At 44.7% G+C, this 5932-nt stretch carries 6 protein-coding genes and 1 other RNA gene; all 7 read left to right on the top strand.

Translation table 11 applies throughout. The annotated features are described in order from the left end of the window. Positions 1-195 precede the first annotated feature (195 nt). The 7 genes from ffs (at position 196) to L6I86_RS35960 (ending at position 5650) form a co-directional block, all read left to right on the top strand. Positions 196-459: signal recognition particle sRNA large type (ffs, locus tag L6I86_RS23550), an RNA gene on the top strand. Between the two features lie 284 nt (positions 460-743). Further along, positions 744-2180, top strand: a complete 1437-nt coding sequence (locus L6I86_RS23545; protein WP_338113437.1) for an ATP-binding protein — start codon at positions 744-746, stop codon at positions 2178-2180. A gap of 78 nt (positions 2181-2258) precedes the next feature. Beyond that, positions 2259-3986: a DNA polymerase III subunit gamma/tau gene (gene dnaX, locus L6I86_RS23540; RefSeq protein ID WP_236290870.1), complete on the top strand. Its 1728-nt coding sequence runs from the start codon at positions 2259-2261 to the stop codon at positions 3984-3986. 20 nt (positions 3987-4006) lie between these two features. Further along, positions 4007-4318 (top strand): YbaB/EbfC family nucleoid-associated protein, encoded by a 312-nt coding sequence (locus L6I86_RS23535; protein WP_028555044.1) that lies wholly within the window; start codon positions 4007-4009, stop codon positions 4316-4318. 45 nt (positions 4319-4363) lie between these two features. Continuing rightward, the gene (recR, locus tag L6I86_RS23530) at positions 4364-4960 is read left to right on the top strand and encodes a recombination mediator RecR (protein ID WP_056621953.1); all 597 of its coding nucleotides are present in this window, start codon (positions 4364-4366) and stop codon (positions 4958-4960) included. A gap of 132 nt (positions 4961-5092) precedes the next feature. Continuing rightward, entirely contained in the window at positions 5093-5377 is a 285-nt protein-coding gene (locus L6I86_RS23525) for a DUF2508 family protein (protein WP_236290869.1), read from the top strand. 3 nt (positions 5378-5380) lie between these two features. Continuing rightward, positions 5381-5650 (top strand): pro-sigmaK processing inhibitor BofA family protein, encoded by a 270-nt coding sequence (locus L6I86_RS35960; protein WP_420851919.1) that lies wholly within the window; start codon positions 5381-5383, stop codon positions 5648-5650. Positions 5651-5932: the final 282 nt, after the last annotated feature.

The raw sequence follows: 5932 nt of genomic DNA, 5'->3' as shown, positions 1-5932 counted from the left end.
GAGAGACTTTAGCTAACGCTAAAGATCCCAAAGCAGAGAGACTTTAGCTAACGCTAAAGATCCCAAAGCAGAGAGACTTTAGCTAACGCTAAAGATCCCAAAGCAGAGAGACTTTAGCTAACGCTAAAGATCCCTATATTAGGTAGTTTTTCCCTCAGGTTGCTATTTGGCAGTGAATCAGCTATACTATTTTTACTGTGCTAGACGGGGAGGTAGCGGTGCCCTGTAACTCGCAATCCGCTGTAGCGAGGTTGAATTCCTGTTAGCGGTACTGTGATGTGAGGTCTGGCTCTTACACGTGGTGTTGAGAGTTGGGTCCTTCGCAATGGATGCTCATGAACCCGGTCAGGTCTGGAAGGAAGCAGCCGTAAGTGAGATGTTTCATGTGCCGAGGGGCTGCCTGATTTGAGCCAACGATAAGAGTTCGCTTGTATCACTTTATCAATAACAGGTGCACGGTGTAATCATACCGTATATGTAAGAACACATAACCGAAACGCCAGCAATTAGGGCGTTTTTTCTTTTGCATTTAGCAGGAAAAATATGACTTTATAGAGAATCTTTATACAATACATACATGGACTGATGCCGCTCGAAGATGTGCGACCGCGTTAAAGCTGAGAGACTTTGGTCTCCGACCAAAGATCCCTATATATGGTTTTATCGCCCAATAGAAGGATGTTTTCGGGTTCCGAAAACTTATACTTTCTATTGTGGTAAGAGAAAGTGAAGGAGCTGTTGACATGCCCATTCATTCGCCTCAGATGTACTCGGTATCGATGAACGAACTGCGGAAACTGTTCAATCACAGCATGCAAACCGGTATGGTAATGGTTGATGAAGATGAGAAGTTATTACTCGTCTCAGATCAGCTCTTGAAAGTTTCAGGATATTCAGCAGATGAAATTACTGGTGTTCCCTGCCCTCAATTTTTTAAGATGAGGGCTACTTTGCGTGAGTTATACGAATTTCATTTTAGGGATGAAGCGGATGTTGGGGAGTGGCCCCATGGTTTTCTACTAGGGAAGAATGGAGAAATGATCTATTTTCAGTTCTCCATGCTCAAGCTCCAATGTGAGGATAGAAGTATATACCTATTATCATTGAAAAATAAAGAAGAAAGAACAGTGTTAAACTTGCTGCAGCGCTTTTCGGATGCCTTTTTGAAAGACATCAATTTAGGCGTGTTATTAATAGATATGGATTACCGACTTGCTGACATTAGTGATCGCGCCTGCCAAATGCTGGCTATGGAGAAAGAGCATATTCGCAACAAGTCGCTGGATGAAATTTTTGCCACAGTTCCGAGTCAGCACCAGCTCGTGCAGCGAACGATTCTGAATGGAGCGATAGTCCGCAATCACGCCGTTTCCTGGACGAACAATCAAGAACGCTTTGATTTGCTGCTTGATTCTAATGTTTTGAAGGATAGTCAGGGGAACATTGTGGGGGCTTACATTATTTTTAAAGATGTCACGAATATGCGCTCGTTGGAACAAATGGTTCAGCGAAGCGATCGGCTAGCGATGATCGGGCAAATTGCTGCAGGAACAGCGCATGAAATCCGTAACCCACTAACGTCAATCAAAGGCTTCTTACAGATGCTGCGTCGTACATTCGGTGACCGGGGCATGGATAAAGAACAGAACTTTACAGATGTCATGCTGGGAGAGATTGATCGGATTAATGCACTAGTGAATGAATTTCTGATGTTGAGCAAGCCCAAGCATGTGGCCTATGAGCGTATTGGTGTGACGGAAGTCCTGCGCGGTATTGTGCCAGTTATTCAGAATGAGGCGATCCTCTATAATGTTCAACTTCACTATGAGGCTTCCACCCACCTCCCTGAGGTAACGGCAGATATTGAGCTATTGAAGCAAGTTTTCTTGAATGTTTGCAAAAATGGAATCGAAGCTATGCCCGATGGTGGGATATTGACGATTTCGGAGCGTGTAGACACGATAGAGCGAAATGTGTGTGTGGATATTCATGACACAGGTACGGGGATTCCAATGTTCGTCGTTGATAAAATCTTTGATCCGTTCTTCACAACGAAGGATACGGGCACGGGGCTAGGGCTCTCTGTATGCCAACGTATCATTCATGATATGGGCGGGACGATTCGCGTAGCTTCCAAAGGCTTTGGAACGACATTTACCATCACGATCCCCTATATGTGATCCTCTATTTCATCCCTTGGAGCGTTATAGTATAATGGATACAGTCAATCCACGCAGGGATTATTGGAGAGGAACACTATGGCACACATTGCTTTGTATCGTACATGGAGGTCGCAGACGTTTCGTGATGTTGTCGGACAGCGGCATATCACACAAACACTGCAGAATTCTTTGCGGGAAAATCGCCTTACCCATGCTTATTTGTTTAACGGTCCCCGTGGAACGGGTAAAACAAGTACAGCCAAAATTTTAGCCAAAGCCATCAACTGTTTAAACGGCCCCTCGGAAGAGCCATGCAACCAATGTTCTGCCTGTGAGCGTATTACGGAAGGCGCAGTGATGGACGTTGTAGAGATCGATGCGGCATCCAACCGCGGTGTAGAAGAAATTCGTGATATCCGAGATAAAGTTAAATACGCACCGACTGAAGTTAGGCAGAAAGTGTACATTATTGATGAAGTGCATATGCTGACGACGGAAGCATTTAATGCCTTATTGAAGACATTGGAAGAGCCGCCGGCGCATGTTATGTTTATTTTAGCGACAACGGAGCCTCATAAGATTCCCGCAACCATTATATCTCGGTGTCAGCGCTTCGATTTCCGTCGCGTTTCCATGGAGGATGAGGTAGGGCGTCTACAGTATGTTTGTGATCAAGAGCGCATTTCGATTGATAAAGAAGCTCTTCACTATATAGCAAGATTGTCCGACGGCGGGATGCGGGACGCGCTAAGTCTGTTGGATCAGGCGGCATCGTTTGCAACAGGAGAAATACAGCTAGCTGACATTTTGTCGATCACAGGCGGTATTGCTTCCGATCAATTTAAGAGACTAGTCACGTTTATCAAGGAACAGAATTTGGGGGCTGCCCTAGAGTTAATTGATACCTTCATGCAAGAGGGCAAGAGCGCAGACAAATGTATCGAGAATTTGATTCACTATTTCCGTGATTTGCTGATGGTGCGCATGGTGCCGAATTCACCTGTGATTGCTGAACGCGTATTTGATATGGCAGAGCTCAGGGAGATCGCGAGTCACTTCACGCCAAGTGAGATGATGAATATGATTGAAACGCTGAACCATTATCAGAGTGAGATGAAATATTCGGTACAACCGCAAACCTTATTAGAAATCGCTATTATGAAAATAAGTGGTGGCCATCGAGGATCGGACGATTCAGTGGAAGTAGGGGCGCGTCAGCCGCAGGGTGATCTTTTTGCTCAGATGACCCAAAGAATGAAACAACTTGAAGATCAACTAGCAGTACTGGTAAAATCGGGAGTGAGTGTTGCTTCGGGTGAAAGTGCTAAGCAAGCGCCTGCGGCGAAAGTAGCCGTGGCCTCAGCACCTTCTAAGAAGTCAGGTCTTAAGCTTGATCCATACTTGAAGGCTTCTGAGAGTCCAGATACGAAGACGGCACTGATGAAGTGGAGTCAAGTGTTAGGTGATGTCAAAGAGAAGAAAATAACCGTTCATGCCTGGTTTGTTAACGGTGATTTGGTGGCTATGCTAGATGATGTTGTTCTTGTCGCATTTAAGAATGATATGCATCGTAATACAACAGAGAAGCCAGAGAATAAAGTCATTATTGAACAAGTGCTTTCTTCTGTATTTGGTAAGCCAATGCGTTTGCTGACCTTAATGCGTAAGGAATGGGATGATGCGAAGAGTGATGCGACGCACGCCCCGCCTGAAGAGATGGAATTAGTCGCTGAGGATGGTCGCGGAAACGCGGTCAAAGAAGAATGGATATCCGAAGCCATCCAATTGTTTGGTGAAGATCTAGTAACGATTAAAGAAGACTAACGATAAGGGAGCGATCTATAATGAATAACATGAACCAAATGATGAAGCAAGTGAAGAAAATGCAAGAGCAAATGATGAAGGCACAAGAAGAACTAGGCACGAAAATGATTGAAGGAACAGCAGGCGGCGGTGTAGTAACGTGTATCATCAACGGACACAAGAAGGTACAAAGCATTACGATCAAACCAGAAGCAGTAGATCCTGACGATGTTGAAATGCTGCAAGATCTTGTGTTGACTGCAGTTAACGACGCAATGTCCAAAGCAGAAGAGATCGCTAACAAAGATATGGGCAAATTCACAGGCGGAATGAATATCCCTGGATTATTCTAAGACAACCAATAATCAACGACTCTGTACCATGAAGGAGTACTTCCTTTGTATTACCCCGAACCGATAGCGAAGTTAATCGATGCCTTCTCCCGCTTGCCGGGAGTAGGTCCCAAGACAGCGGGGCGCTTAGCCTTTCACGTCCTTCGAATGAAAGAAGAAGACGTGATTGATTTTGCTAAATCGCTTGTTAATGTGAAACGGAACCTGCATTATTGCTCCGTGTGTTGCAATATTACCGATGTGGATCCTTGTCGTATTTGTCAGGATAAAAGCCGTGATAATTCCGTCATCTGCGTTGTGCAGGAACCGAAGGACTTGGTTGCGCTGGAGCGTACCAAAGAATTTGAAGGATATTACCATGTGCTGCATGGTGCGATATCTCCTATGGAGGGGATTGGACCCGATCAAATTCATATCGCGGAATTACTTAAGCGTTTGGGTGACGAGACGGTGCAAGAATTGATTCTAGCCACCAATCCGAACATTGAGGGCGAAGCCACAGCGATGTACTTATCTAGATTGATCAAACCGTTTGGTTTGCGTGTAACTCGTATTGCCCATGGCTTGCCGGTAGGCGGGGATTTGGAGTATGCGGATGAGGTAACCTTGTCCAAAGCGATGGAAGGCCGCAGGGAATTATAAAAGCATACATCTTAAGGAGAGCTGAGAAGCTCTCTTTTTTTTCTGTCTAAAAAGTGTCGTACTGGTTCTGAAAATGCCATGATCCCCATATGTATAGATCAACCCAATTGTGGGAGGAATGGAGGTTTGCCTATGAAACCGGCTCTATTAGGCATGCGTGGATTTAAGAATCCGCGAGCGAAGACTGTTAAGGAAGAACTGAAACGGGACAAGATCATGTTGATTCAAGAGATACGTGCTGCGCATCAGACGTGGGTGGCGGCGCAAGCTCACTTTGACTTCGCTTTGGACAAGGATCAGATCGACTATACAATCTACGCGATGGAAGCTGCAGAGAAGAGATTTGAAATGCTTATCAAACAAGCGAAGCGATTAGGGGTAAGCCTGATTGACAGCGATCATTTAATGGAGGTGTAGAGGATGATTCTTAAATATGCCATTTGGGGGGTGTTGATACTCTCCTCGCTTATGTTAGTGATGATTGTATTTCGAAGCCGAGGTGGCGGTAGACTTGTAGCTTCATTAGGTTTAAACATAGTAGTCGCAGCTTTTCTGTTATACATACTGAATCTATTGAGCGGATATACACACATAGAACTGCCTATTAATACGGCTACTTTAGGGACGGCTACTATATTAGGGATCCCCGGAGTTATACTACTGATTGGTGTGAAATGGGCATTGCTGTAACTGTAAATATAATACATCGACTATTGGGTTGACTCGGCTGCGGCATCTGTGTTATCTTATAAAAGTTGCCGCTGAGACATGCGGGAATACGAAAGTAGCTTGAGAAAAACAAGTTGCAAAAGAAAAGTAACTATGGTATATTGATCTTCCGGCTTTCGAGAGAGAGTAGGTTGGACAAGAGTGATTGATCTTTGAAAACTGAACAACGAGTGAGTAAGCACAGTCGAGTAATCGACTATAAAAGAGATTGCAAAATCTCGCTAGCTTCAAATGAGCAATTAA

Origin of the sequence: Paenibacillus allorhizoplanae, assembly GCF_927798215.1 — a bacterium.
Classification (GTDB): Bacteria; Bacillota; Bacilli; order Paenibacillales; family NBRC-103111; genus Paenibacillus_E; species Paenibacillus_E allorhizoplanae.
This window is presented reverse-complemented; position numbering and strand designations above follow the sequence as displayed.